Source organism: Shewanella baltica, assembly GCF_900456975.1.
GTDB lineage: Bacteria > Pseudomonadota > Gammaproteobacteria > Enterobacterales > Shewanellaceae > Shewanella > Shewanella baltica.
On sequence record NZ_UGYM01000002.1, the window covers coordinates 706,936 to 731,068 of the forward strand.

General features: G+C 47.5%; 19 protein-coding genes and 1 pseudogene. 11 read left to right on the forward strand and 9 right to left on the reverse strand.

All coding sequences use genetic code 11. The features are described from left to right. Nucleotides 1–315: 315 nt before the first annotated feature. Nucleotides 316–1,263, reverse strand: coding sequence for a DUF2971 domain-containing protein (locus DYH48_RS03095; RefSeq protein ID WP_115334022.1), 948 nt, complete (start codon nucleotides 1,261–1,263; stop codon nucleotides 316–318). Nucleotides 1,264–1,751: 488 nt separating this feature from the next. After that, nucleotides 1,752–2,030 (reverse strand): hypothetical protein, encoded by a 279-nt coding sequence (locus DYH48_RS03100; protein WP_006082790.1) that lies wholly within the window; start codon nucleotides 2,028–2,030, stop codon nucleotides 1,752–1,754. Between the two features lie 319 nt (nucleotides 2,031–2,349). On the opposite strand from DYH48_RS03100, the gene DYH48_RS03105 reads away from it, so the two are divergent. The 9 genes and pseudogenes from DYH48_RS03105 to DYH48_RS03145 all read left to right on the forward strand — a co-directional run bounded on the left by DYH48_RS03105 (nucleotide 2,350) and on the right by DYH48_RS03145 (nucleotide 13,350). Beyond that, nucleotides 2,350–2,913 (forward strand): DUF4256 domain-containing protein, encoded by a 564-nt coding sequence (locus DYH48_RS03105; protein ID WP_115334023.1) that lies wholly within the window; start codon nucleotides 2,350–2,352, stop codon nucleotides 2,911–2,913. Between the two features lie 156 nt (nucleotides 2,914–3,069). Then, nucleotides 3,070–4,401, forward strand: a complete 1,332-nt coding sequence (locus tag DYH48_RS03110) for a DEAD/DEAH box helicase (RefSeq protein ID WP_115334024.1) — start codon at nucleotides 3,070–3,072, stop codon at nucleotides 4,399–4,401. Between the two features lie 138 nt (nucleotides 4,402–4,539). Next, nucleotides 4,540–5,123, forward strand: a pseudogene (locus DYH48_RS03115) (GNAT family N-acetyltransferase). Between the two features lie 148 nt (nucleotides 5,124–5,271). Further along, a complete protein-coding gene (locus DYH48_RS03120) occupies nucleotides 5,272–6,081 on the forward strand; it encodes a M48 family metallopeptidase (protein ID WP_115334025.1) in 810 nt (269 codons plus the stop codon). 217 nt (nucleotides 6,082–6,298) lie between these two features. After that, nucleotides 6,299–6,916, forward strand: coding sequence for a BamJ family beta-barrel-assembly machinery protein (bamJ, locus tag DYH48_RS03125; RefSeq protein ID WP_006083907.1), 618 nt, complete (start codon nucleotides 6,299–6,301; stop codon nucleotides 6,914–6,916). 71 nt (nucleotides 6,917–6,987) lie between these two features. Beyond that, nucleotides 6,988–7,800, forward strand: coding sequence for a 4-hydroxy-tetrahydrodipicolinate reductase (gene dapB / locus DYH48_RS03130; RefSeq protein WP_006082785.1), 813 nt, complete (start codon nucleotides 6,988–6,990; stop codon nucleotides 7,798–7,800). Between the two features lie 168 nt (nucleotides 7,801–7,968). Then, complete coding sequence (gene carA, locus DYH48_RS03135) at nucleotides 7,969–9,144, forward strand: glutamine-hydrolyzing carbamoyl-phosphate synthase small subunit (RefSeq protein ID WP_115334026.1); 1,176 nt, start codon at nucleotides 7,969–7,971, stop codon at nucleotides 9,142–9,144. Between the two features lie 27 nt (nucleotides 9,145–9,171). Then, complete coding sequence (gene carB, locus DYH48_RS03140; protein WP_115334027.1) at nucleotides 9,172–12,396, forward strand: carbamoyl-phosphate synthase large subunit; 3,225 nt, start codon at nucleotides 9,172–9,174, stop codon at nucleotides 12,394–12,396. A 216-nt stretch (nucleotides 12,397–12,612) separates the two neighbouring features. Then, the gene (locus DYH48_RS03145; RefSeq protein ID WP_115334028.1) at nucleotides 12,613–13,350 is read left to right on the forward strand and encodes an RluA family pseudouridine synthase; all 738 of its coding nucleotides are present in this window, start codon (nucleotides 12,613–12,615) and stop codon (nucleotides 13,348–13,350) included. Between the two features lie 59 nt (nucleotides 13,351–13,409). On the opposite strand, the gene DYH48_RS03150 is transcribed toward DYH48_RS03145, so the two are convergent. The 4 genes from DYH48_RS03150 to DYH48_RS03165 all read right to left on the reverse strand — a co-directional run bounded on the left by DYH48_RS03150 (nucleotide 13,410) and on the right by DYH48_RS03165 (nucleotide 17,894). Then, entirely contained in the window at nucleotides 13,410–14,183 is a 774-nt protein-coding gene (locus tag DYH48_RS03150) for a substrate-binding periplasmic protein (protein WP_011847556.1), read from the reverse strand. A gap of 215 nt (nucleotides 14,184–14,398) precedes the next feature. Beyond that, nucleotides 14,399–15,487 (reverse strand): methyl-accepting chemotaxis protein, encoded by a 1,089-nt coding sequence (locus tag DYH48_RS03155; RefSeq protein ID WP_115334029.1) that lies wholly within the window; start codon nucleotides 15,485–15,487, stop codon nucleotides 14,399–14,401. A gap of 294 nt (nucleotides 15,488–15,781) precedes the next feature. Continuing rightward, nucleotides 15,782–17,155, reverse strand: a complete 1,374-nt coding sequence (gene mgtE, locus DYH48_RS03160) for a magnesium transporter (RefSeq protein ID WP_012586990.1) — start codon at nucleotides 17,153–17,155, stop codon at nucleotides 15,782–15,784. A gap of 19 nt (nucleotides 17,156–17,174) precedes the next feature. After that, nucleotides 17,175–17,894, reverse strand: a complete 720-nt coding sequence (locus DYH48_RS03165; RefSeq protein ID WP_115334030.1) for a hypothetical protein — start codon at nucleotides 17,892–17,894, stop codon at nucleotides 17,175–17,177. Between the two features lie 783 nt (nucleotides 17,895–18,677). Between DYH48_RS03165 and DYH48_RS03175 the strand changes: the two genes are divergently transcribed. Continuing rightward, nucleotides 18,678–19,889, forward strand: coding sequence for an endonuclease/exonuclease/phosphatase family protein (locus tag DYH48_RS03175; RefSeq protein WP_115334031.1), 1,212 nt, complete (start codon nucleotides 18,678–18,680; stop codon nucleotides 19,887–19,889). A 111-nt stretch (nucleotides 19,890–20,000) separates the two neighbouring features. Here the strand turns inward: DYH48_RS03175 and DYH48_RS03180 are convergent, their stop codons facing one another. The 3 genes from DYH48_RS03180 to bufA2 all read right to left on the reverse strand — a co-directional run bounded on the left by DYH48_RS03180 (nucleotide 20,001) and on the right by bufA2 (nucleotide 22,264). After that, complete coding sequence (locus tag DYH48_RS03180) at nucleotides 20,001–20,813, reverse strand: HvfC/BufC N-terminal domain-containing protein (RefSeq protein ID WP_115334032.1); 813 nt, start codon at nucleotides 20,811–20,813, stop codon at nucleotides 20,001–20,003. Next, entirely contained in the window at nucleotides 20,810–21,709 is a 900-nt protein-coding gene (gene bufB / locus DYH48_RS03185; RefSeq protein ID WP_115334033.1) for an MNIO family bufferin maturase, read from the reverse strand. The genes DYH48_RS03180 and bufB overlap by 4 nt, the downstream gene beginning before the upstream one ends. A gap of 102 nt (nucleotides 21,710–21,811) precedes the next feature. Beyond that, nucleotides 21,812–22,264, reverse strand: coding sequence for a BufA2 family periplasmic bufferin-type metallophore (gene bufA2, locus DYH48_RS03190; protein ID WP_006083895.1), 453 nt, complete (start codon nucleotides 22,262–22,264; stop codon nucleotides 21,812–21,814). 495 nt (nucleotides 22,265–22,759) lie between these two features. On the opposite strand from bufA2, the gene DYH48_RS03195 reads away from it, so the two are divergent. Next, entirely contained in the window at nucleotides 22,760–23,950 is a 1,191-nt protein-coding gene (locus DYH48_RS03195) for a class I SAM-dependent rRNA methyltransferase (protein ID WP_063884067.1), read from the forward strand. Nucleotides 23,951–24,133: the final 183 nt, after the last annotated feature.

Sequence of the window (24,133 nt, forward strand, 5' to 3'; positions counted from 1 at the left end):
ACACCCGACCAAGGAGGACTGCTCGTCCTATCCTCCTTGGATGCTCCAAGACGCCCCCAACGGAGTTGAAAGCTCCTTGTGCTCATTGCCAAATTTGCTATCGCTTCCGAAGGATGCGTCCCTGCACCTGCGAAAGCTAGCTTGCCATCCATGGCAAGACTCACGCAATTTGCCTATTCGCCCTGCGGCAACTCCGAGGGGATGGTGTATTCCTTTGGATTTGGTGTTATTGGGAAATAATTAAGACATAAAAGTTATGCCTGTCCGATTTTTTCTTGACTCTACGCAACCAAGATATTATTGAAAAATTTTACTTTATCTGTAAGGTGTAATTTGGTGAGCACAATACGAAAATGCTTTATATTTATCAGGGTACTCTTGAGCTAGAACTTTGGCATAATATTCAAGTTTGTGACATCCTTCTCCATCTTCCTCCTCATAGTCCACATGGTAATCTAATAAATACTCGATTGTTTCATTAGTGTTTGGATCGCATTTTGAACCTAGGATTATTAATTCATATTCATCAATGAAAAAGCTTTTACCAATCTCTAATTCGTAGTAAGGAATTAAAGATATGTCAGTAACCCTAATTTTTACATCTTTTTTTGGGACTATTGATATAGCTCTCTCTTCTTGCTCATATGAAAAGTCAGGATGTTTCCATGAAGCGATTTTTTTTATTAACTTGATATATTCTGATTTTTCATTATGTGTAATGGATTTAATGCTTTTTGGTTTGAATTCGGAGTTTTCTATGTCAATAAAATATTTTTCAAAATCTAAAATTATTTGTTCAACGAAAAGATCTATATCTTTATAAGAACATTCAATTAGTTCTGTAATAAATGGTTTGTTAAAAGCATCCTCATAGATCGAACTATTTAATGGTGGAAATGTCTCCCAATTTGCTTGAGCTCTGTTATCCCATGAACTTCTATTAAATCCTATGCAAGCGCCTTTGCAATTATCTGAGTATAGTCGCCATTGTGCTAGGGAGTCATAGTTATTGGAGAAGCTACATATTCCTAGAGAGTAATCTCGACTAAAGTTCCTAAAATTAAGATGCATTTCTATTGATGATTTTATATAATCTCGTTCTTTAAGTTTCTTAATAAGAATGTTGTAAGCTTTTGATATTTCGTCTTTGTCATTCAAAAATCTATAGTCGGTAAACCAAAGTTTGTTATCCCCAATAATTCCTTTTAATCCATTCATTGTAGTAAAGTGGTATAGCCTATTATTTTTTTCATTTGAATGCATGTGATTAGACCTTATCTTTTTTCAGTTATTTGTAATTTATTATTCATCTTATAGTTAAAGTTAAAACATTCGCAACGGAAATGTGGCGGAAAGATTGGGGCAGGCTTGAGTTCTATGTCTTAATAATTTTACGATAAAGTCAGAGTCTAAGAAATACATCATCCCCTTCGGAGTCGCCGCGGGGCGAATTGGCAAATTGCGTGAGTCTTGCCATGGATGGCAAGCTAGCTTTCGAGGGGAAGGGACGCTCCATCGGAAGCGTCAGCAAATTTGCCGATGAGCACAAGGAGCTTTCGACTCTGCAGAGGGGCGGCAAGGGAGATCCGAGAGGGGATTGCTGTTGATCCCCTCTTGGTCGATTCTCTAATAAAAAATCAGGGTGTGAAGCCCCACAACGTTGATTTTGATTTCGATTCGAAAATTCAAACGAAGTTTGGAAATGGGGTATGCGTGAGCCATCAATGATAATCAATGGCTCTTTTGAGAGGTTACTCTTCTGGAACAGTAAATGCGGCTTCGGCTTTCTCTAACTCTTGCTCGGTTTTAAGCTGAAACGCTTGCTGCTTTTTAAGCTTGGCTTCTTCTTCAAGTGCCGCTTCTCTTTGTTTAAATTCGTGTCTCTCTGGTTTAGTCAGAAACTTAAACGCGAGCTTGTTGCCTAGCACGTAGGCGACGACGTCTTCGCCCTTTGTGCGGCGTTCATCGACGCGTTGTGAAAAACGGGCGTTATCGCGGGCTTTACGTTCTTCGGCATTTAACTTACTCATAATCTGTTCTCCTCATTTAGTTAATCACGGTAGTGTTCCACTACGTTCAGTTAAACAAATGAGTTGTGTTGCACATTCATAAAGCTGATTGGGCGGGATTCTACCATAAGCTGGCATTAAATCTGCGCGGTAAAATGCGCCAATCCAAAACAGAATGTTATTGGTGCACTTTATATTAAAACTTGCTTTATTCTTGCTCATGGTCCGAGTAAATCAGGCCTGTGCATTTTACTGTGGTTTGACTATCTTAGGTTATGCTAAAACAGTTTATGGTCCATTGGGGGGTGATTTTCGATAACAAACCAAGGGCAGGGAAGTCATGGGGAAAATAACGGTGAATGATTTACTCTTAAGCGACTTGCTGGCAAAGCTGGCGTCAAGGTTTGCGGCAAATAGGTTGCACCATCAAGGGATTTCGTGGCCTGAGGTTGAGGCCAGTATTTTGCAAAGTGATACGCAAATCCAAAATGCGCTGCATTGGATGGAACACACAGGTGGCGAGCCTGATGTGGTGGGGATTGATGCGAATACGGGCAAATTTATTTTTGTTGATTGCGCGGCGCAAAGCCCTGCGGAACGGCGCAGTCTTTGTTATGACAAAGCAGCGCTCGAGGCGCGCAAGAAAAATAAACCCGTCGGCAGTGCACTGGAACTGGCGGTGCAAATGGGTGTACAAATGCTGACCGAGGCGCAATATCGTGAGTTACAAACCTTAGGCGAGTTTGATACTAAAACCTCAAGTTGGGTAGACACGCCAAAAGATATCAGGGCTCAAGGCGGGGCTATTTTCTGTGATCGACGTTATGGCAAAGTGTTTACTTATCATAATGGTGCAGACTCTTATTATGCTGTGCGGGGTTTTCGGACTCGATTATTAGTTTAGTGCTTGCACGAGCAAATCTTAGCGAGATAAATGAATCAGTGAAATGAGTGAGTCAAAAGGGACTGCTAACTTTGATCTCGATTGATACAAGCAATATTGGTAATCCCACTCGACTCTGCGTAAACTTTCGCTCCCATGTTTTGATCCGGTGCTGTGATGACTTTTCCCGAGCTTTCTTCTTCCCCTGAGTCGTTAACTTTTGCTGAGCTTGGCTTAAATTCGGCTTTACTTAAGGCTTTGCCTGCAAGTCTTAAACATCCGACAAAGGTGCAGCAATTGGCGATTCCGGCCATTCTTGCGGGACGGGATTTGTTAGCCTTAGCACAAACCGGTAGCGGGAAAACCTTAGCTTTTGGTTTGCCACTCCTACAACAAATTTTGTTGCAACAGCAAACACAGTTACAGGGCACTAAGTCTGTACAACCCCTAAATGCGCTGGCGTTAGTGCTGGTGCCTACACGGGAATTAGCGCTGCAAGTGACTGAGGTGCTGCAAACAGTGGCGAGTCAGTTATCGGCTTCATTGAAGATTCAGCTTCTGTGTGGCGGCGTCCCCTTGGAAGACCAATTAGCCGAACTTGCAGCCAAGCCGCAGGTGTTAGTGGCAACCCCTGGGCGTTTACTGGATTTATGTAAACAGTCCCACATCAGCCTCGATTCGATAAAACATCTTGTGCTGGATGAAGCTGACCGCCTGCTGGAAATGGGGTTTTGGCCTGATGTGCAAAAGCTGATGGCGTTTATGCCTAAGCTTAAGCAAACCTCGTTGTTTTCCGCCACCTTGCCCGAGGCGTTGGATACATTGGCGGGCAAGCTGCTGGTGAATGAGCCGTTACGGGTCGAAGCCCACAAGGTGAATTCAGTGGCTGGTGAAATCGAAGAACAACTCTATTTAGTCAACAAGGGCAGTAAAGCGCAGGTATTGATTGCGCTGTTAAAACAGTATCAATGGCCGCAGGTGCTGGTGTTTATCAGCGCCCGTGATGATGCCGATGCCGTCGCTAAACGGCTCGCCAAAGCGGGGATGAAAGTCGCCGCGCTGCACGGTGAAAAAGATCAAACCGTGCGCAGCCAAACCTTGGCCGACTTTAAAGCTAATCGGATTCAAGTATTAGTGGCGACTGACTTGATGGCGCGTGGCATTCATGTCGATGCCTTGCCTGTGGTCATCAATTTGGATTTACCCATGAGTGCGCCTGTGTACGTGCACCGCATTGGCCGCACCGCCCGCGCTGGCGAAAAAGGGCTGGCGATTTCCCTCGTGTGCCACGGTGAAATGGCCACCTTAACGGCAATTCGCAGCTTGACCGCGCGGGAGTTACCGCTGGCATTATTGGCTGACTTTCCGGTAACGGATAAGCCGAGTGAAAATACCAGTGATGGCGCCACAGAGAGTAAAGTTGAGCGTAAGCGACCACCACGTGATAAACAGGCGAATCGCCGTAGCATCAATAAGCATAGCGCCAAAGAGTTTAAAGGTAAGCGCTGAGTTTGAAGCTATCCATAGCGTTCAAGCTTGGCGTGCTGCTATCACTAAACCGATAACAGAATAAAGCGCATTGGCTGCTGTTAACGCTTTCGCTCTGGGTGTAACTTAGTGACTTATTGACATTAAGGGAGCTAAGTTATGGCATCGACATTGGCGTTAAGCAAAGCACTTCATAAAGTGGTGAATAACGGTTTAACGACTGAGCACTTTGTACTTAGGCCATTCCAGCGAGCGGATCTTGAGGCTTTACCGCCTATCGAGCCGACACTAAGGTCGCCCAATATCAAAGCTGGACGGATTACCTCTATAGCGATGCAGTCGCGCTGTTCGATAATATGGATTACGCACAATTTGGTGCGGCGGATACATGGTTTCAACTTGCGATTGTCACTGCCGCGTCGGGAGCGATACCGACCGCGCTCGTTGGCGATCTGGCGCTGCACTTTATTGATGAGCAGCAGGTGGAAATCGGCTTTACGATTGCGCCTGAGCATCAAGGTAAACATGTCGCTTTTGAGGCCGTCAGCGCATTACTGGATTACCTCTTCATTGAATTACATAAGCATCGCGTTATTGCGATCACAGACGCACAAAATCTTGCCAGCTGTCGCTTACTCGAAAAACTCCATTTTAGGCGTGAAGCCCATTATGTGAAAAACATCTTCTTTAAGGGCGCGTGGGGCGATGAGTATCTCTACGCCTTGTTGAAAGAAGAGTATTAATTCCCTTTAGGTGCAAAGTATCGCTAACGCGCGCCGCCAGTGTTTCTCTATTTGGCTTAGCTTGTCTATCTCAGTAAAATCTTTCCACTAGTTGAGCCAGTTTGGCTCAAGGATCTTCACGCCCGTCATGGGATTTAAGGAGTGCCACATGAAATTAATGCGTTTAGGCTTAGTGGGTTTGGCGGTCGTGCTCGGATTATCGGCCTGCGCGACCACGCAATCGCCAACGGGGCGGGGGCAGACCTTGCTCTTTTCAGCGGCGCAGATGCAGCAGATGGGTGATGCTTCTTTTGAAGAGATGAAAAAGCAGCAAAAGGTGAGTAGCGATAAAAAGCTGACGCAATACGTGAATTGTGTCGCTAATCGGGTGACGGCAGTGCTGCCGGATCAAACCCAGCGCTGGGATGTGGTCTTGTTTGACTCTGAACAAGTTAACGCCTTTGCACTGCCAGGTGGCCACATTGGTGTGTATAGCGGCTTACTTAAGGTCGCCAATGGTCCTGATCAGCTTGCTACTGTGCTTGGTCACGAAGTGGCGCACGTGTTGGCGCAACATGGTAACGAGCAGGTTTCTCGTGGACAGTTAACGGGCGTCGGTATGCAAATAGCCGATGCGGCGTTGGGGGCGAGTGGTGTGTCGAATCGTGACTTATATATGTCGGCGTTAGGACTCGGTGCTCAGGTTGGGGTGATTCTGCCCTTTGGCCGCGCTCAAGAGAGCGAAGCCGATGTGATGGGCTTAGAGCTGATGGCGAGAGCCGGTTTCGATCCGGCGCAAAGCGTGGCGTTATGGCAGAATATGTCGAAGGCGGGCGGCAGTCAGGGGCCAGAATTATTATCGACCCATCCTTCGAACAGTAACCGTATCGCTCAGTTGCAACAACTGCAAGGGCAGATGCAGCCACTCTATGCCAGTGCTAAAACCCAAGTGAAGAATCAATGTGTGGCGCCGAAATAAGCTGCACGCAGCATAGCGAAGTGCCACTTAGCTGAGTGTTAGTGGTTGTTTTCTGGACAATATGCGTCCTTAGCCTATTTACGCTTTTGGATAAATACGCAATAAGTGTGTAAAAAAGCCGCCTTAGTTAAATAAGCAGTCAGTTTATCAGCATAGGTCGCGGAACTATGGTAAACTGGCGCGCAAAATTCCACTGATAAATTGAGAGTCGTTAATTATGTCTGATAAATTCAGTACTGTTGAACAGCAAGCAAGCTACGGTGTAGGCCGTCAAATGGGTGAGCAACTGGCCGCCAATTCTTTTGATGGTGTGGATATTCCAGCCGTTCAAGCGGGTTTAGCCGATGCGTTCGCCGGTTTAGAAAGTGCTGTGTCTATGCAAGATCTGCAAGTTGCGTTCACTGAAATCAGCGGTCGTATTCAAGCTGCTCAAGAGCAAGCTGCTGCAGCTGCGTCTGCTGAAGGCGATGCGTTCTTAGCTGAAAATGCTAAGCGTGATGGCGTGACTGTGACTGACTCTGGTCTGCAGTTCGAAGTATTAGTCCAAGGTGACGGTGCTACTCCAACTTACGAAGATACAGTGCGTACTCACTACCATGGTTCTTTCATCAATGGTGATGTGTTCGATAGCTCTGTAGTTCGTGGCCAACCAGCTGAGTTCCCTGTATCTGGCGTTATCGCTGGCTGGACTGAAGCACTGCAACTGATGCCAGTAGGCACTAAGTTGAAATTATTTGTTCCACATCACCTAGCTTACGGTGAGCGTGGCGCGGGGGCATCGATTCCTCCTTATTCAACTTTGGTATTCGAAGTTGAATTATTAGATATCATCTAATATTGATAAAACGCCTAAGCCTGTCTTAGGCGTTTTCTTATGGAAGACAAAGAAAGATTGAGGAGATTGAAATGAGTGGACAAGTGAGAGTGGCAATCGTCGGTGCCGGTGGTCGTATGGGACGCACTCTTATTGAAGCGGCTTACAATCACGACCATATATTGCTGGGTGCCGCTATTGAGCGCGCTGGCTCTAGTTTAGTGGGCGTGGATGCGGGTGAGCTAGCTGGTGTGGGTAAATTAAAGGTCATGATCATGGATTCGCTGGATTACGCGACCGATGATTTTGATGTCTTGATTGATTTCACTGCGCCAGACGCCAGTATTGTCCATTTAGATTGGTGTGTGCGCCATAAGAAAGCCATGGTGATCGGCACAACCGGTTTCAATCATGCTCAAAAAGAACAGATCAATGCCTTTGCCGAGCAAACGCCGGTAGTGATGGCGCCGAATATGTCTGTGGGTGTCAACCTGATGTGGAAATTACTCGAACTGGCTGCCGAAGTCATGGGTGATTACACGGATATCGAAATTATCGAAGGTCACCACAGACACAAAAAAGATGCGCCGTCGGGTACAGCCCTGAAAATGGGTGAAGTGATTGCTAAGACCTTAGGTCGCGATCTTGAGAAATGTGCCGTGTATGGCCGCGAAGGGATCACGGGTGAACGCGATCGTGAAACCATAGGTTTTGCGACTATTCGTGCCGGTGACTTAGTCGGTGAACATACGGCCATGTTTGCCGATATCGGTGAGCGTTTAGAGATCACCCATAAAGCCTCGAGTCGTATGACCTTTGCTAACGGCGCTATGCGCGCCGCCCACTGGCTAGTGGAGCAAAAGCCGGGCTTGTATGATATGCAGCAGGTTTTAGGTTTGCATTAATATTAAAAACGCCGATATGGCGTTTTTTTTTGCACCCAGATACCAATGGGTGGACGGTTTCGCGTTTTTCCTGTAAACTCGCTGGAATTTGTCAAAATTTCGTAAATTAGCGGAAATTGGTATCTTAACATAACATAAAAACATTATATTTCAGTGGCTTGGCTCTTTATGGAGGTCGCGTTGACAAAGTCTGCCTTACTCGTACTCGAAGATGGAACTGTATTCTCTGGCACAGCAATTGGTGCCGATGGTCTCTCTGTTGGTGAAGTTGTTTTTAACACTTCCATGACAGGTTACCAAGAAATTTTAACTGATCCATCCTACTCACGCCAGATTGTAACATTAACCTACCCACACATAGGCAACACTGGTACCAATGATGAAGATGTTGAATCCGATGGGGTTCACGCTTGTGGTCTTATCATTCGTGATCTTCCGCTCATCGCAAGTAGTTTCCGTAATCAACAAAGCTTAAGTGATTATCTCAAAGCGAACAATGTCGTTGGCATAGCAGATATCGATACCCGCAAGTTAACTCGTATTCTCCGTGAAAAAGGTGCTCAAGCCGGTTGTATTATGGCTGGTGCAGACTTAGACGAAGCAAAAGCGCTTGCCGCTGCCAAAGCCTTCCCCGGTTTAAAAGGCATGGATCTCGCTAAAGAAGTCACAACTAAAGCAGCCTATCCATGGCGCAAAGGTAGCTGGCGTTTAGTGGGCGGTTTACCTGCAGATACGCCAGCAAATGAGCTTAAATACAAAGTAGTAGCCTACGACTACGGCGTTAAGCAAAACATTCTGCGTATGTTAGTGGACCGCGGTTGCGACGTCACTGTTGTGCCAGCTAAAACCTCTGCCGCCGACGTGCTGGCGATGAATCCCGATGGTGTGTTCCTTTCGAACGGCCCTGGCGATCCAGAGCCATGCGATTACGCAATTGAAGCGATTCAACAGATCTTGAAAACCGACACACCGATTTTCGGTATCTGTTTAGGTCATCAGTTGTTGGCTCTGGCCTCAGGTGCAAAAACCTTAAAGATGAAGTTTGGTCACCACGGTGCAAACCACCCAGTGAGCAACATCGAGAAAGGTAACGTGATGATCACCAGCCAAAACCACGGTTTTGCTGCCGATGAAACCACGCTACCCGCCAACATTAAGGTGACGCATAAGTCGCTGTTTGATGGTTCACTGCAAGGTATCCATCTTACGGACAAACCTGCGTTCAGCTTCCAAGGTCACCCTGAAGCGAGCCCAGGCCCGAACGATGCCGCCCCGCTGTTCGATCACTTTATCGAGCTTATTGAACACTATCGTCTTGTAACGAAAAGTCAGAACGCCAAGTAGTACGCTAGCTAGGAGAAGAGAGAAGCAATGCCAAAACGTACAGATATAAAGAGTATTCTTATCCTAGGCGCCGGCCCAATCGTGATTGGTCAGGCATGTGAATTTGACTATTCTGGCGCACAGGCGTGTAAAGCGCTGCGTGAAGAAGGCTACCGTGTCATTCTGGTGAACTCTAACCCTGCCACCATTATGACTGACCCAGAAATGGCCGATGCTACTTATATCGAGCCGATTCACTGGGAAGTGGTCCGTAACATTATTGCTAAAGAACGCCCAGACGCGATTCTGCCAACCATGGGCGGCCAAACCGCACTGAACTGCGCATTAGAACTCGAAGCTAAAGGCGTACTGAAAGAATTTAACGTTGAGATGATTGGCGCGACCGCCGATGCCATCGATAAAGCTGAAGACCGTAGCCGCTTTGATAAAGCGATGAAAAGTATCGGTCTTGACTGTCCACGTGCGGGCATTGCCCACAACATGGAAGAAGCTTACGGCGTACTCGAACAAGTGGGTTTCCCTTGTATTATCCGTCCATCCTTTACTATGGGTGGCTCGGGCGGCGGTATCGCCTACAACAAGGAAGAGTTCGAAGAGATCTGTTCACAGGGCTTAGAGTTATCGCCAACGAGTGAACTGCTGATCGACGAATCACTGATCGGTTGGAAAGAATACGAGATGGAAGTGGTCCGTGACCGCAACGATAACTGCATTATCGTCTGCGCCATCGAAAACTTCGATCCTATGGGTGTACACACTGGCGACTCTATTACCGTTGCGCCAGCACAAACCCTGACAGACAAAGAATACCAAATCATGCGTAACGCCTCTATGGCCGTACTGCGTGAGATTGGTGTTGAGACCGGCGGTTCGAACGTACAGTTTGGTATCAACCCGAAAGATGGCCGTATGGTTATCATCGAGATGAACCCACGTGTATCGCGCTCTTCAGCATTAGCATCAAAGGCAACGGGTTTCCCGATTGCGAAAATCGCCGCTAAGTTAGCGGTCGGCTTCACCCTTGATGAGCTGATGAACGACATCACTGGCGGTCGTACGCCAGCGTCATTCGAACCTGCTATCGATTACGTTGTGACTAAAGTGCCACGCTTTAACTTTGAAAAGTTTGCTGGCGCCAATGATCGCTTAACTACACAGATGAAATCTGTGGGTGAAGTGATGGCGATTGGCCGTACTTTCCAAGAGTCACTGCAAAAGGCATTACGTGGTTTAGAGGTTAACCGTAACGGTTTAGACCCTATCACTGACATGTCTAAGCCTGAGGCGATGGCGCGTATTCGCCTTGAGCTGAAAGAGCCTGGTTGCGACCGTATTTGGTACATAGCCGATGCGATGCGTGCGGGGCTGAGCTTAGATGAAATCTTTAAGCTGACCAATATCGACCCTTGGTTCCTCGTACAAATCGAAGAGCTGATCAAGCTTGAAGGTGTGGTTGCTGAAGTTGGGCTGGCTGGTCTGGATCATGACTTACTGCGCAAACTGAAACGTAAAGGTTTTGCTGATGCGCGTCTGGCCGATGTATTAGGCGTGAACGAAGCCGAAGTGCGTAAGCTGCGTGACAAGTTTGACCTGCACCCAGTCTACAAACGTGTGGATACCTGTGCGGCTGAGTTTGCAACAGACACAGCTTACATGTACTCAACGTACGAAGAAGAATGTGAAGCTAACCCATCGACCCGTGACAAAATCATGGTGTTAGGTGGCGGGCCAAACCGTATCGGTCAAGGTATCGAGTTCGATTATTGCTGTGTACACGCGGCGTTAGCGCTACGTGAAGACGGTTATGAAACCATCATGGTAAACTGTAACCCTGAAACCGTTTCAACCGACTACGACACATCAGACCGTCTGTACTTCGAACCCGTCACACTGGAAGACGTATTAGAAATTGTCCGTATCGAGAAGCCAAAAGGCGTTATCGTGCAGTACGGTGGTCAAACGCCATTGAAATTGGCCCGTGCCTTAGAAGCCGCTGGCGTACCTGTCATTGGTACTAGCCCAGATGCAATCGACCGCGCCGAAGACCGTGAGCGTTTCCAGCAAGCGATTCAACGCTTAGAGATGAAACAGCCTGAAAATGATACCGTGACTACGGTTGAAGGTGCTGTGATTGCCGCTGAGCGTATCGGTTATCCGTTAGTTGTGCGTCCATCCTATGTACTGGGCGGCCGCGCGATGGAAATCGTCTACGACAAGCAAGATTTACTGCGTTACTTCAACGAAGCCGTGAGCGTATCGAACGCGTCGCCTGTACTGCTCGATCGCTTCTTAGATGATGCGATTGAAGTGGATATTGATGCAGTATGCGACGGTGAAATCGTGGTGATTGGCGCGATTATGGAGCATATCGAACAAGCGGGTGTTCACTCAGGTGACTCAGGTTGTTCGCTGCCGCCATACACGCTAAGCCAAGAAATCCAAGATCGCATGCGCGTTCAAGTCGGCAAGTTGGCGATGGAACTCGGTGTTGTCGGCCTGATGAACGTACAGTTCGCCGTGAAAGATAACGAAATCTATATGATTGAAGTTAACCCACGTGCTGCCCGTACTGTGCCATTTGTGTCTAAAGCAACAGGTGTGCCTTTAGCTAAGATTGCCGCGCGTGTGATGGCGGGTCAAAGCTTAACGTCGCAAAACTTCACTAAAGAAGTGATCCCACCTTTCTACTCAGTGAAAGAAGTGGTGTTGCCATTTAACAAGTTCCCGGGTGTTGACCCACTGTTAGGCCCAGAAATGCGCTCTACCGGTGAAGTCATGGGCGTGGGCGATACGTTCGCCGAAGCCTATGCCAAGGCGCAGTTAGGTGCCACTTCTGAAGTGCCTAAGTCGGGTCGTGCGTTATTGTCTGTGCGTAACAGCGATAAGAAACGCGTTGCCGATTTAGCGGCTAAGTTAATCGAGCTCGGTTACCAAATCGATGCCACTCACGGTACTGCGATTATCCTTGGCGAAGCGGGTATCAACCCACGTCTAGTGAACAAGGTACACGAAGGTCGTCCACACATTCTCGATCGCATCAAGAATGGTGAATACACTTATATCGTGAACACTACTGAAGGTCGCCAAGCGATTGAAGATTCTCGTCAATTGCGCCGCGGTGCACTGCGTTACAAAGTTAACTACACGACGACCATGAACGCTGCATTCGCCACTTGTATGGCCCATGCCGCTGATGATCGTACTAACGTGACGTCAGTACAAGAACTGCATTTACGCGTACTGGCTAAATAAGCCACAGCGTTAATGCCGTGAATTAGAGGGCCGCATAACTTAGGTTATGCGGCCTTATTATTTAGGCCTGTGTCTGTTTTGCTCAATTTTTGAATTTGTTTTATTGAGTAACTTAGTCTGTTTTACTGAGTTTTTGAGTTTGTTTTATTGAGTTGTGCAGTTTGTTTTGAGTATGACTTAACTCATTTGATTTCCTACTTAGGTTGCCTGAAAACTATGTCTGCTCCTGCCGCCGATAGCCTTGCCAAAGTCGATACTTTTATTGCGCCGCCTTGCCTCGGGCAAATACGCGTGCTTTATCAAGATAGCGACATTCTGCTGATTGATAAGCCGAGCGGATTATTGAGTCTGTCGGGGAAGAATCCGCTCAATCTCGATTCGGTGCATTATCGCTTAGTGCAGGATTTTCCGACGGCCACTTTGCTGCACAGACTTGATTTTGGCACTTCGGGCATTATGCTGGTGGCGCTGAATAAAACCGTGAATGGCTTGCTGACTAAGCAGTTTCAGGCACGTACGGTCGAGAAGCGTTATACTGCCTTGCTGCACGGACATATCGCCGCTGACAGCGGGGTGATTAATCTGCCGATCGCTAAAGATGTCGATCATTTCCCACTACAAAAGATTTGCCACAGTACAGGTAAACCTGCGATCAGCGAATATCGGGTGCTCGAGCGGTTAACCGAGCCTTTCGCCACGCGGGTCGAGTTTACCCCGGTTTCTGGCCGAACCCATCAACTGCGGATCCACAGTCAGCAATTTGGTCACTCGATTCTGGGGTGCGATCTCTATGGTGGCGTGGGTGAGAGTGTGGCTGATAACGCTGCTGCACCTGATCCAGACATCACTAAGATGGCGAGTAACAGCAGATTAATGCTGCATGCGACCCGCTTAGCGTTTGATCATCCGATCACGGGTGAGCGTATCGACTGGTTTTGCGAGTGTCCTTTCTAAGAGTTTGCTAAAGAGTTATAGAGTTTTGCAATTTGCGCTTAGCAAGTAGATCAATAGATTTAGTTGCCAAGTCCGATACGTTCGGTCTGCATTGGCGGTGCATCGTTGGGGAGCCAAGTATGGTAAATCGTTGCGAAGGTGCCATCCGCTTTTATTGCTTCTAGGGCGCTTTTCCACTGCTCGATCACCTCATTGGGCGTGCCTTGCGAGAAGGCAATGTAAAGATGGTTAGCACTAATCGTAAAGAGGGACTCTACATCATCAATACTGGCGCCCGCATCCGACAAAATACTTGGCGCAGTGAGGTTGGCATTACACCAAAGATCGATGCGGTGCTTCATCAATTGTTTCGCACTCAACAAGGGCGTTGATGAGGCGGCGACATTGGTAAAGCCGTGTTCGGTAAGCAAGCGCTCCTCCACTGAGGCACGATAGACGCCAATTGCCTTCGCCGTTTTAGCATCTTCTATCGAGGTAATTTTTATGCCGCTATTTTTTAAGGCATAAAAATTGGTCGTACCGACAGCAACGGGTCCTATCATAGTAAACATCTGTTCCCTTTCTGCGGTGCGCGTCATAGTGAACAACACAGTGTTGGGCTGCTCGGTCAGCATTTTCCAGCCGCGAGCCCAAGGTACAACTTTAATTGGATCTGGGTTCTTGATGCGTTTTTGAATTTCTTCTACGACTTGCACCGCTAAACCAGCAGGTTTGCCATCGATAGAGAAACTGATCGGTGACCATTCTTCTGTATAGATGTTTAGCGGCTGTGCGCGCAGGGGAAAAGCGCCGCAGAAGATAAGTGATAGCAAAAAGCTTGTGACTAGTTTCATTAATAACCCTAAAAATTAGAATGTTATAATTGAGTCTCACTGCTTGCTCTTGAAACGATTAAAGATGAACGCTGTGTTCAAATCAAGTATAGCTAGGGGTTCATTTTCTAAGATTAAATTTAATATACCGTTTTGAACGATAAAAAAAGAGCGCGAGTATGGCGCTCTTAGGTGGGTATTTTTATCAATGCTGACTTAAGCCTGTTCGATAAACATCAGGCTCGATAAACGTCACGCATCAGATTATCAATGCAGTGGACAACACACATACTGGCGTCCTCCATTGAGTGCAGTTGTTTAACCATTTCAGGCAGATTACCTTTTTGCCTGGCATTGAGCGCGGCTTTACCCGCTTCGTGCACCGCTTTATGTGGTGCATCTAAGGCTTTGAAGTTACTCAAATGCTGATAATTCTCAGCGCCAAATCCTTTGAAATACCATTGTCCGAGACGGCACTCAGTGTGCGAGTTTACACTGTGATTATGCTGTGGTTTTTCAATTAATTGATAAACGCTGCTTTTCCAGACCGCGTGGTCGAGCTTAGTGGTATTTAAGAATGACGCGGTAGCAGCGTTATGGATAACCTGCTGCATTTGCTTTGAACGATTCAGTACATCCTCGACCACTTGGCCGATTTGGGTAGAAGAGCTGGCCACGTCAATAGCGCTACTTTGATTGTTATGGACAATTTCTTTAATTTCAGCCGCTTGGATAACGATTTGTTTTACGAGTTTTTCAATGTGGCTACTGGCTTCGTGGGCTTTACTGGCAAGCTGGCGTACTTCATCGGCAACCACAGCAAAACCGCGTCCCGCTTCGCCTGCGCGAGCGGCTTCAATGGCGGCATTCAATGCCAGCAAGTTTGTTTGTTCTGAGATGCCTTGAATCGCGGCGACAAATTGGTTAATTGAAGAGGTCGTCGCATCTAGCTCAGTAACGGCTTTCATGCTGCTCGACGCTTGCTCATTAATATAAGTCGCCCTAGTGCCTAAACTTGCCACGGCGATGCGTGTTTGATCAAAAATCTTATCGAGCTCTGACAGTGAATCTTGTTCAGCGGTAAGTAATTCGGCGCTGTTGGCTAAGCCTTCGCGCACCGCATTGAGCATGTCTCCACCTTGGTTTTGGCAGGCAATGACCTCAGTGTAGTGATCGGCATTTTGCCGTGATTGCTGCTGCATAGTCTCATTTTCACGGATCATGCCACGCAGTTCATCGATTTCATTTTGGCGTTGTTGTTCTAATTGGATAAGCCGCTCTTTAAGCGCCTTATTTTCAGCTTTGAGCTGGGAATTAAACCACATAAAAAAAACCTCTAACGTCGCAAGGACTATGGCTATTGCTTATCGATTTACAGTGACTGGGCTCAGCGGTAAATATTGCAATGTTAATAAAAAGTAAAACCATTTGGGTGTTGAAATATTAACTGATCCTTGCGCTTTATTCTTAATTTTTTTAGGGTTTTTGTCGCTTTAATGCGTTGGCGCAAATTAACCTTATTTTTCGAGTGAAAAGTGAACCAAGCTAAGGCTAAAACTGGGCCAAGTTAGCTGGTTCACTTTGAGTTTTTCGGCTATTGATTAGCGCTATGGCAGGCTTTATGGCATAGGTAAGTCGAGTACCACAGTGGCAATGCTGAAATATATAAGCACGCCTATGATGTCGGCGATGGAGGTGATCAGTGGCGCACTTGCCGCTGCAGGGTCCATCTTTAACTTGCTCAGTAAGAAGGGCAGTGACATACCAATCAAGCTACCAATAATCACCACTATTTGCATAGTGAGCGCGACAACCAGCGCGATTTCAGGGCCGCCACGCCAGAAGCCGAGCAGTGATACGGCCGCCGCCATGCTGGCACCTAATAATCCGGCGACAAATAACTCACGACCCAACATAGATAGCCAGTCCTTGAGTACCACTTCTCCCGTGGCTAACCCGCGTACCATTAAGGTCGCCGATTGTGATCCCGCATTACCGCCGCTATCGATAAGTAGCGGCAGGAAGAAGACCAAGGAAACATAACTGGCAATCGTGTCTTCGAAGAAGGCGATACCGGCTCCTGAGAAGATATTGCCAAACACCAAAATCACCAGCCAAACCACGCGCTTGCGGTAGAGTAAGCCTATGCTGGCGGTCTTAAGGTTATGGTCAATATTGCCGATGGCCGCGGTTTTCGTGAACTCAAGATCCGCCTGTGAGCTGGCAATATCCATAGCATCATCATAGGTGACAATACCGACAAGCTGGCCTTTGCCATTGACTACAGGCAGCGCCATCAAGTCGTAATGGGCGATCATCTGCACCGCTTCTTCGCGAAACGCATTGGCATCGAGCGCGACGGGATCGGGCTTCATAAAATCGACCACTCGCTCGTGCGGTTGCGCCAGCAATAGCTGTCTTAAAGACACTGTACCAATCAAGCGACCTAACATGTCCACCACATAGGTTTGATAAATGGTTTCCTTATCGGCGGCCTCAGTGCGTAGGGTATCAATGGCTTCTGCCGCAGTATGGCGGCTATTGAGCAAGGTGTAATCTGAGGTCATGACTGCGCCGACCTTCGCTTTGTCATAGGCGGCGAGTGTGCGCATATCTTCCCGTTTGGCCAATGCGAGCGCAGGTAAAATGGCCGCTTGCTGGGTTTCATCGAGCAGATTGTAAAGGTCGGCACGTTCATCGGCCGCCATGTGCACGAGCAGCGCAGAAAGCGTGGTTTTGTCTAGCTGCTGAACTAAGCTCGCCTGCAATTCGTCGGTCAGGTAGCGAAACAAATTGGCGCAAACCTTAGGTGATGCCAGTTGCAACAATAGGACTTGTTGCTCTTGATTAAAGACGTTAAATACGGCTGCAATATCGGCAGGGTGGCGCTTTTCGGCTAATTCAGCCATGGCGCTGGCACTGCGTTGCTCGATAATCATCTGCAGGTTATGGATGATTTTTTTAGTGTTGTTTGTGCTGTTATTCATGTTCATAGTTCATTCTCTCAACGATCTAGTGACCAAAGTAAAAGGTGATGTCTGCGCCAAGTTGCAGCGCGTTGCCACGAAGGGCATTGCCTAAGCTCAATTCCAGCTGTAGCTGCCGTTGCGGCGTGTGTTGATAGGCGAACTGATAGACCGCCTCACTCAACTCTTTTTGATAAAGCTCGGCTATCAGGCGATGCTGACTATTGAGTTCATAGGCCGCCGCGATACCCGCAAGTAATTGGGTTGATTGATTAAATTCATGGGTGAAACCTAAGTTGGCATACAGGCTGACATCGGAATCGCCTAAGGTTTTGCCCATAATGCCGAAGGCTTCGGTGGCAAATCCGTTATTGGTATCGAGGTTTTTCTGTAAGTTGATCACCACTGCGCTGTGCCAATCATCCTGCTGCCGATCTGAATCCGAACCTGAATCTGAGTAAGAGCTTAAGTTGAGCGGTAGCTTGATACCGACTTCAGCTTGCTCCTCACGAATAGCGTCATTGGCATTGGACGCTAAACCTAAGTGCCATTCCCATTGATTGCGGCTGCAAGTGGTGGCTGCGTTAAATTGTGGGCGAGCATGATCCGACCTAGGTTGTTGCCAGCCCATTTCTAATTCGCAGTGCTCCGCGAGGGCGGGATCATCCACTTCGAGGTGCGATGCCGCCGCACTCATGCTGTAGTACAAGCTGATACTTGCACAGGATAGAGACCGCCAAATTACTGTGTTGTTTATGTAAGCCATATTTAGGCTCCTCAGATGTAAACCCTTAGGTGTTAATCCATCGGGTAAACGGAGGGTACTGAGGCAAAAACTTGCTTTGAGATGCAAAAAATACCCATAACTGAACCCCAGCGAATATGCTGGAATGGCGAAAGCGCAGCCATAGGCTCAGGCTTTATGGTTTGTATTTGATATTTGGGGGAGGCGGAGTGAAGAATGGTTCACGCTACTACCCTGCTTAGCAGGTAGCAGCAAAAAAATTGCGGGCTAGTGCTAGGCGTTAAATCCTGTCTTTTGGACAGGGCGTCTACTGTCGCTTATGTGTGTGCCCACAGTGGGTCTCCGCAATGATTAAAAGTCGCCATCATTCTAATGGGCCAAAAGTTAAAGTCAACCGCACAAGTCGTTACCTATGTTTTTGTTTAAATTTAGATTTTAATTAAATGTTGACATTATGGTATTGCTTAGGTCTGTGTATGGTTATTGGGCTGGTTGATGGATTTATGTGCAGTGGCTTGTTGTTGATTTGTTTGTTTTATGGGCGTTGGCTGTAATGCTGCCTCTATGAGGTGTCTAATCTTTATTATCGGATATCGGATATCGGATATCGGGCATTGGGTATTGATATATCGGGGCTCGGATATTGATGCGTCGATTAAGTTTGGCTAACACCTTATCTCAAATGGATTATTTGGCATTGATGCGCATCGGGTATACCCTTGTAGTGTCTGTACCTGTGAGTCAAAGTGATCATTCAGACAGGTTCAGACAGGTCGCCGTATTCAGATTTGGAGGTATTAAGCTGTGGCACACAATATCGATGTTGATGAGTTGGACTCCATAGCTGTGGCTGTTGAGCATAATGATATCGCCCAGATGAGAGTCGCCAATATCAAGATCGCCAGTATCAATCTGTTTAACTTTATTGAGCCGCCTTTGGCTTACTACGACTTTGAAAATATCTATAGCCATGGTCAGTGGCAGAAAAAGTGCCAATGGCTGAGTGAGTTTCTCGCCCATCGTCAGCCCGATATTGTCGGATTTCAAGAAGTGTTTAGCCCTGAACCACTCAAACGAATCGCCAGCGAGCAAGGGCTAGTGCATTTTGCTGTCATTGATGCGCCAACTCTTATCAGTGATTACATTTATCGTAGCCCAGTGGTCGCGCTTGCCTCCCGTTATCCCATAGTGGAAATCAGCAGTGTCGAACCTGATGCGCGTTTAGTGGCGGCGATGGGATTATCGAGTGAATTTGCTTTTAGCCGTAAGGTGCTGCGCGCAACCGTTGAGGTGCCGCATATCGGTAAGTGTGATTTTTATGTGGTGCACTTTAAGTCAAAACGCGCTGGATTAGCGCTCGAGCCTAAGCTAATTGAACCTAAGCGATTTGAAAATCAGCCCCTAGGATTCGATAACTCGGCGCCCGCAGCGAGCATGAAACTGCATTCAGAAACCCAATTACTCACCGAGCAAGCCTTAGGTCGCTGGGCATCAACCATGCAGCGCGGCGCGGAAGCTGCTTTATTATTCAATTGCATATTGGTTCGCAGGCAAGAATCTAAATATCCCGTCATAGTGATGGGAGACTTTAATGACAGCCTGACAATGGGCGCCTTAGATGCACTAATGATACAGGGCGAGAGTATCCACAGTAATGACATTAAAGCCGCTGGCCTTGGGCATTTATCGGATGCGGCGTTAGCGGCGGTGTTTGCTCAATATCAGCTTAAGGATGCCTATGAGTTATGTCTTGAGGCCAATCAGCAGGACAGTTTGACGGGCAATACCGCTTACCATAGGGAGCACAGAGCGGCGACCCATTACTACGGCCCCAAAGGTTCTGTGCTGGATTATATTTTGCTTTCGAGCGAGTTCGATGCGAGCCATGGCCGCAGTTTGGCTCAAGTGGTGGATTATCAAACCTGCGATAGACACTTAGTCAGACCAGAATATGAGCGCGATGCCTACAGTACAGACCATGCGCCAGTGATTGTTGAGTTGGCGCTGCGGAGTTAATTACTCATTCAGTTGAGCTCGCTAAATCAAGCCAAATAAAACAACTTAAACTCACTCAAGATAATTCACTTTAAATCTGGCTAACACTCAATCTCCAAACCGATTTGCACATTAGGCGATATCGCGGATAAGCCCCATTTGAAACCAAGCTTGCAGTGCCTGCAGCACTTGCATCGGCGCCTGCGCGTCGCTAAAAAATGCCAACATCATTTCGCATTGTTCGGCAAAGGTGGCACCGCCAATAAATCCCAGCAGCAGGGCGAGTTGATATTCTGACAGGGAAATAAACTCAGTTAATCGGCTTTCGCCGCGCCAAAGTAACCAAGCTCGTTTGCCTTGATAATCGGGACTGGGCGGTGATGCTTGCTGTTTTAATGCTTGCCAAGTCTCAACCGCATTACTGTTGCATTGGAATAGCTGAACGCTGGGGTGAAAACGCAGTTGGCAACCCGGCCATTGCTCGGCTGGCAGTGCTTGCAGGCGGGCAAAAGTGGCGCGCTCGGTATCAAAAGCATCGAAGGCATTCAATAAACGCCGCTCGAAGCGAGCAATATCGGCAATGATCGGATACTGACTGAAAAACGCATCTTGGGTTAAATAGTCGGGCAGGGCATCGGCAAAACTGCGCAGTGAGGTAAACGCCGATGGCTGACTGGCAATATAACCTTTGGCCATGCGTTCAAAGAGTTCATCACCCAGATAGATGCCCAGCATTTCGTGGTCGGTTTCGAGGGTTTCGGTTAAACGAATGCGATAGGCATTGGCATAAATCTGCATCCGAATATCAGCATTAATGCCGCCTTGCTCGGCAATCTTATCTTTGAAGGTTTGCGTGGTTTGCGCAAGTGTTGACGGAGTATCTACCGCAGCACTCGCCAGCAGATAATCCATAAATGCGTGTTGTAGCTGCTGAAGTTGGCTCATGCGATAACCTTTCCTTCATGCATGTTCTTTCTACTCTTGGCGGCGTTGAGTGGATGCGCCTTACCTAAGGTATCGCGGGCGATATTTCTGGCAATCGTGAGTTCGGCTTCGAGGGCGGAAAACTCGGGGATATTGGCGTCGCGCTCTATCATAGTGCTGATGCCGCCAAAACGTTTCAGTGCCGCGCGGTAGAGATCCCACACGCTGCTCGGTACATCATGGTCGTGCGTGTCTATCACATAGTCGCCATAGTCGCTGTGTCCGGCGAGGTGGAATTGCTGCACCCGTTTGGGATTGATTTTATTCAAATAGTCCAACGGATTGAAATTATGATTGCGGGCACTGACGTAAATATTATTGATGTCTAACAAGATTAAACAGTCTGCTGCCTCAGCAACGGCATTAACGAATTCCCATTCGTCCATGCTGGAATCTTGATACGACAAGTAGCTAGAAACGTTTTCCATCAAAATGCGGCGACCTAAAAAATCTTGGACGGTTTTAATCCGCTGCGCCACATGCTTAACGGTTTCTTCGGTATAGGGCAGTGGCAGGAGATCATGGCTGTTCACCCCGTGAATTGAGGTCCAGCAGATATGATCGGAAATCCATTGGGGCTGCACATCGTTGGCGAGCTGCTTTAAGGCTTTAAGATAATCCATATTGAGCGGATCGGTACTGCCAATTGACAGGGAAACACCGTGCATGACTAAGGGATAACGCTCGCCAATTTCCTTGAGGTAATAGCGGGGTTTGCCGCCGGCAACCATGTAGTTTTCCGAGAGCACTTCAAACCAATCGATATCGGGCTCGGTATTGAGCACGGCATCAAAATGTTGTGTCCTAAGACCTAAGCCAAAACCTAACGGTGCTTGCGTGATGACATCTTGCGCCACATTGACTCCTTATCCTTAAGTCTTCTGCTGAATGTGTGGTAAACAGGGCGATAAACGTGACCAGCACAAACTGGTCACGATTTTTAATCAGCATATTGGCGTTTAAGCGCCTGCTTTGCCGCCGATATCACCGCAGGATTTTGCCGGTGCTGCGACAAAACCACTGCCTTTACAGCTGGCGTGGCCCGCACAGGCATTGTCGGCAGTTTTACAATCGTTATGGCCTTTACAGGTGTTAACGCCATAGCAGTGAACCAATTCGGCGTTGGCAATTTTGCCCACCCAGTCATCAGCGACTTTACCGCCGACATCACCACAGCTTTTTGATGGCATAGCCACAAAACCACTGCCTTTGCAGCTGGCGTGTCCGGCACAGGCGTTATCGGCGGTTTTGCAATCATTATGGCCTTTACAGGCATTCACACCATAACAATGTACGAGATCGGTACTGTCAGCGCCAGCCATAGGTTCGGCGGCATTGGCGTAACCCGCCATGCTTGCCATTGCCATCGCTAATGCGGCGCCCGTCAGTGCAGTTTGTGTTTTCTTATTCATGGTTCTAATCCTTTTGAGTGTGACTGCTAATGAGTAATCTTGATTTGGTTGCTTTGATAACGACTGCTGTAAATCGACGACTTATAAAGCATTGACTAATAAACACAGGAGTAAGCCTAGTTGTTATCGAGCGATTCGTTTGAATATCTTGTGCGCGGGCTAAACGAGCCTTTCGAATGCGCAGAGCTTTTTCCTGTTGCGTTAATGAGACCCGCACTCAGACCAATATCTTTCAACTTAAGTTAAAATGATGTTGTGAAAATCGAGGCCAGTGCGATCGAGAGAGCAGAGACATTGCCCAATTTATGGAAAAAATGGCGTTTCATGCGCAGGTTTAGTGGCGTAAATAAGGTATGATCGGCAACCCGTGGATGATGGCAAATAAGCGCTGCGGCGCGTTCGGTACTCGCACTCAGGTGACATTGGGTATATCATCCGTTTCCCATTTTTTAGACAGCAGCCCTTTTTAGTGGCGGCACTATTTTTAAGGCAACTATGGCTATCAGAATCAAACTTAAACCCGGCCGCGAGAAGTCGCTCGAGCGTCGCCACCCTTGGGTATTTTCCAATGCTATTCATAATATTAAGGGAAAACCAGAAGTCGGTGAAACAGTCGATGTGGTCGCGCATGATGGTCATTGGTTAGGTCGTGGTGCTTGGTCGCCTGAGTCGCAAATCCAAGTGCGGATTTGGACTTTCGATCGCGAAGAAGAAATTGATCGCGAGTTTTTTGCTAGGCGTTTACAGCGGGCGCAAATTGGCCGTAATGATTTAATCCGCGAGCAAGGCTTAACGGGTTATCGATTAGTGGCTGCTGAGTCCGATGGTTTACCTGGGATCACCATCGACAGATATGCCAATGTGTTGGTGTGTCAGTTACTGAGCACAGGTGCTGATTTATGGCGCGATACCTTAGTTGAGTTATTGGCTGAGCAATATCCTGATTGCGCTATCTATGAACGTTCCGATGTGGATTCCCGTAAGAAAGAAGGTCTGCTGCCTGTTACGGGTTTACTGCACGGCACGCTGCCAGAAATGCCGGTGATTATCGAAGAAAACGGCATCAAGATCGCCGTCGATGTGATTAAAGGCCATAAAACAGGTTTCTATCTCGATCAACGTGATAACCGCGCCATTGCCGCCCGTTTTGTGAAAGATAAATCGGTATTGAACTGTTTCTGCTACACAGGCACCTTTGGTTTGTATGCCGCGAAAGCAGGCGCTGCCAGCATAGAAAACGTCGATGTGTCTTCTTTAGCATTAGCGACGGCGCGTCTAAATATGCAAGTGAACGGTTTGAGTGATGACAATGTGCATTACAACGAAGCCGATGTGTTCAAGTTGCTGCGTCTATACCGTGATGAAGGCAAAACCTTCGATGTGATCGTGCTCGACCCACCTAAGTTTGCCGATAACAAAGCGCAGTTGAACGGGGCTTGCCGCGGTTATAAAGACATCAACATGATTGCATTGCAGTTGTTGAATCCGGGTGGGGTGTTATTGACATTCTCTTGCTCGGGATTAATGCCTGCGGATCTGTTCCAAAAAATCGTGGCCGATGCGGCGCTGGACGCGAAACGCGAAATCCAGTTTATCGAACGCTTAAGCCAAGCGAGCGATCATCCAATCGGTAGCGCCTTCCCTGAAGGATTCTACTTAAAAGGCTTAGTCGCAAGAGCTTGGTAAGAGCCGCTAGAGCTTGGTAGATAGTCGCTAGAGCTTAAGCCAAGCGTTTGATATAAGCTGCCTGCGATGTGGGTTTAGTTAGAGAATAGGCATTAGTTAGAGAATAGGCATTAGTTAGAGAATAGGCATTAGTTAGAGAATAGGCGGCCTAACCAGAGAGTAGATGGCTTAGTCAGATAGCAT

Coding starts and splice junctions, on each gene's coding strand:
- DYH48_RS03095 (WP_115334022.1), bottom strand. CDS start 1,263: ATGCATTCAAATGAAAAAAATAATAGGCTATACCACTTTACTACAATG.
- DYH48_RS03100 (WP_006082790.1), bottom strand. CDS start 2,030: ATGAGTAAGTTAAATGCCGAAGAACGTAAAGCCCGCGATAACGCCCGT.
- DYH48_RS03105 (WP_115334023.1), top strand. CDS start 2,350: ATGGGGAAAATAACGGTGAATGATTTACTCTTAAGCGACTTGCTGGCA.
- DYH48_RS03110 (WP_115334024.1), top strand. CDS start 3,070: ATGACTTTTCCCGAGCTTTCTTCTTCCCCTGAGTCGTTAACTTTTGCT.
- DYH48_RS03120 (WP_115334025.1), top strand. CDS start 5,272: ATGAAATTAATGCGTTTAGGCTTAGTGGGTTTGGCGGTCGTGCTCGGA.
- bamJ (WP_006083907.1), top strand. CDS start 6,299: ATGTCTGATAAATTCAGTACTGTTGAACAGCAAGCAAGCTACGGTGTA.
- dapB (WP_006082785.1), top strand. CDS start 6,988: ATGAGTGGACAAGTGAGAGTGGCAATCGTCGGTGCCGGTGGTCGTATG.
- carA (WP_115334026.1), top strand. CDS start 7,969: ATGGAGGTCGCGTTGACAAAGTCTGCCTTACTCGTACTCGAAGATGGA.
- carB (WP_115334027.1), top strand. CDS start 9,172: ATGCCAAAACGTACAGATATAAAGAGTATTCTTATCCTAGGCGCCGGC.
- DYH48_RS03145 (WP_115334028.1), top strand. CDS start 12,613: ATGTCTGCTCCTGCCGCCGATAGCCTTGCCAAAGTCGATACTTTTATT.
- DYH48_RS03150 (WP_011847556.1), bottom strand. CDS start 14,183: ATGAAACTAGTCACAAGCTTTTTGCTATCACTTATCTTCTGCGGCGCT.
- DYH48_RS03155 (WP_115334029.1), bottom strand. CDS start 15,487: ATGTGGTTTAATTCCCAGCTCAAAGCTGAAAATAAGGCGCTTAAAGAG.
- mgtE (WP_012586990.1), bottom strand. CDS start 17,155: ATGAACATGAATAACAGCACAAACAACACTAAAAAAATCATCCATAAC.
- DYH48_RS03165 (WP_115334030.1), bottom strand. CDS start 17,894: ATGGCTTACATAAACAACACAGTAATTTGGCGGTCTCTATCCTGTGCA.
- DYH48_RS03180 (WP_115334032.1), bottom strand. CDS start 20,813: ATGAGCCAACTTCAGCAGCTACAACACGCATTTATGGATTATCTGCTG.
- bufA2 (WP_006083895.1), bottom strand. CDS start 22,264: ATGAATAAGAAAACACAAACTGCACTGACGGGCGCCGCATTAGCGATG.
- DYH48_RS03195 (WP_063884067.1), top strand. CDS start 22,760: ATGGCTATCAGAATCAAACTTAAACCCGGCCGCGAGAAGTCGCTCGAG.